The sequence below is a fragment of the Geothermobacter hydrogeniphilus genome (genome assembly GCF_002093115.1).
Taxonomy (GTDB): domain Bacteria; phylum Desulfobacterota; class Desulfuromonadia; order Desulfuromonadales; family Geothermobacteraceae; genus Geothermobacter_A; species Geothermobacter_A hydrogeniphilus.
This window is the reverse complement of record NZ_NAAD01000057.1, coordinates 1-1,300: the sequence shown is the minus strand read 5'-3', so window position 1 is coordinate 1,300 and position 1,300 is coordinate 1. Positions and strand designations below refer to the sequence as shown.

The 1,300-nt window shown below is 53.7% G+C and carries 2 protein-coding genes; both read left to right on the top strand.

All coding sequences use genetic code 11. The features are described 5' to 3' along the window. Positions 1 to 134 precede the first annotated feature (134 nt). Positions 135 to 908, top strand: coding sequence for a hypothetical protein (locus B5V00_RS16790; RefSeq protein WP_085011955.1), 774 nt, complete (start codon positions 135 to 137; stop codon positions 906 to 908). Next, positions 895 to 1,300, top strand: a 406-nt coding sequence (locus tag B5V00_RS16785; protein ID WP_139800825.1) for a hypothetical protein, incomplete at its 3' end; no start/stop codon positions are given. The genes B5V00_RS16790 and B5V00_RS16785, both read left to right, overlap by 14 nt.

The window sequence follows — 1,300 nt, the reverse complement described above, 5'->3', positions numbered from 1 at the left end:
AACGGACAAGACCGCGCCAGAAAGCCGTGATGGGTTTTTCTTGACGCGGTTTTTTGTTGAGGCTGTTGTCTCGAGGCAGTCGTGGCACACCTTTTCAGTTGCCCGACTGTTGAGGAGGTTCACTGGAGGGATTCGTGGGGCTTTTTTACCTGCTGCTGTTTGTCGGTTACCTGCTGGTCGCTGCTTTTGTGGTCTGGCTGGTGCGGGTCATCTTTAACCGCCGGCTCTACACCTGGCTGGCGGTCGCCTTTGTGGTGCTCTTTCCCACCTACGACATGATTGTTCAGACCGCACTGCTGAAGTATTACCAACTGACCCGCAGCCCGTTGCAGCAGATCGTCCGCACCGTCGATGCTCCCGGCAGTGTCTATTGGGAAGACAACGTCTGGCCCGGCTATGACGAAAACTACCGCCTGTGGATGATCGACCACCTGCTCGACGGCGAACATCTCAGCACCCTGGCGATGAACGGCCCGGACGGCAAGATCTACCTCTATCGCTATGGGAAGGGAGATAAGCCGGAGGCCTACACCCGCGCCAGCGACCTGCCGCCGCTCAACTACACCGTCAAGCTCAATCCTATCCCCCTGCCCTTCTGGCAAAAGCCATTCATCTGGGCCGACCGGATGGAGATCACCGACAACCGGAGCAAAGAACGGATTGCCTATTCGGAGCGGTATATGGGCTATTCGCCGCGCTGGGCGTTGATATTGCCCGTCGGGGATAGTCCTTTTGAAGGTGGGGGGCGCGTTGGGGATGAGCATGCTTACTATTTTGATGAAAGGGTTTTATTTAGTTCGTTCGCAGAAAATGAGGCAGCAGATCGATTCAGAAATATTTCTTCGCGCATTAGTTACAAAACTTACTTCATGCGCTTAAGGAGGGCGGGCAAAAATGGGCACGATTGAGGTTGTAGGTAATATGGGGGCTTTGGCCGAGGATGTTTATTCTGAAGATTTGTTCACAGGGGACAGAAACAAAACTATAGTCCCCGGCTACCAAGTCAAAGCCTTCAGCCAACCCTCAAAGAACGGCTTTCAGGCCCTGCTGCTCGAAAATGTCGATCTAGACAATACCGCAGGGTCGAAATACGTCTTTGCCTTCCGGGGAACTGAAGTCTCTTTTTCGACGCCTGTTGAAACCTGGCGCGACTTGATCCAGACCGATGTTTTGGACATGGGGCTGAAGAATGTCCCGGCCCAGTTTCTCGAAGCGATCCTCTTTGGCGAAGAAGGGGACGCCCAAGTAATTATACCTTTCTCTCGTTGCTCCTCTATGGCATACTTCCCCCATGCCAAGA